This window comes from Sporosarcina koreensis (genome assembly GCF_001531445.1).
Classification (GTDB): domain Bacteria; phylum Bacillota; class Bacilli; order Bacillales_A; family Planococcaceae; genus Sporosarcina; species Sporosarcina koreensis_C.
Genome location: NZ_LQYA01000146.1, coordinates 1 through 437 on the forward strand (window position 1 = coordinate 1; position 437 = coordinate 437).

At 56.1% G+C, this 437-nt stretch carries 1 rRNA gene; it reads left to right on the top strand.

From position 1 onward, the window contains the following. Positions 1 to 437: ribosomal RNA gene (locus tag AWV70_RS15350) — 23S ribosomal RNA — on the top strand; the annotation flags it as partial.

Below are 437 nucleotides of genomic sequence, written 5' to 3' on the forward strand. Positions count from 1 at the left end.
TACAAGTCGAGCAGGGTCGAAAGACGGGCTTAGTGATCCGGTGGTTCCGCATGGAAGGGCCATCGCTCAACGGATAAAAGCTACCCCGGGGATAACAGGCTTATCTCCCCCAAGAGTCCACATCGACGGGGAGGTTTGGCACCTCGATGTCGGCTCATCGCATCCTGGGGCTGTAGTCGGTCCCAAGGGTTGGGCTGTTCGCCCATTAAAGCGGTACGCGAGCTGGGTTCAGAACGTCGTGAGACAGTTCGGTCCCTATCCGTCGCGGGCGCAGGAAATTTGAGAGGAGCTGTCCTTAGTACGAGAGGACCGGGATGGACACACCGCTGGTGTACCAGTTGTCTTGCCAAAGGCATCGCTGGGTAGCTATGTGTGGACGGGATAAATGCTGAAAGCATCTAAGCATGAAGCCCCCCTCAAGATGAGATTTCCCATTA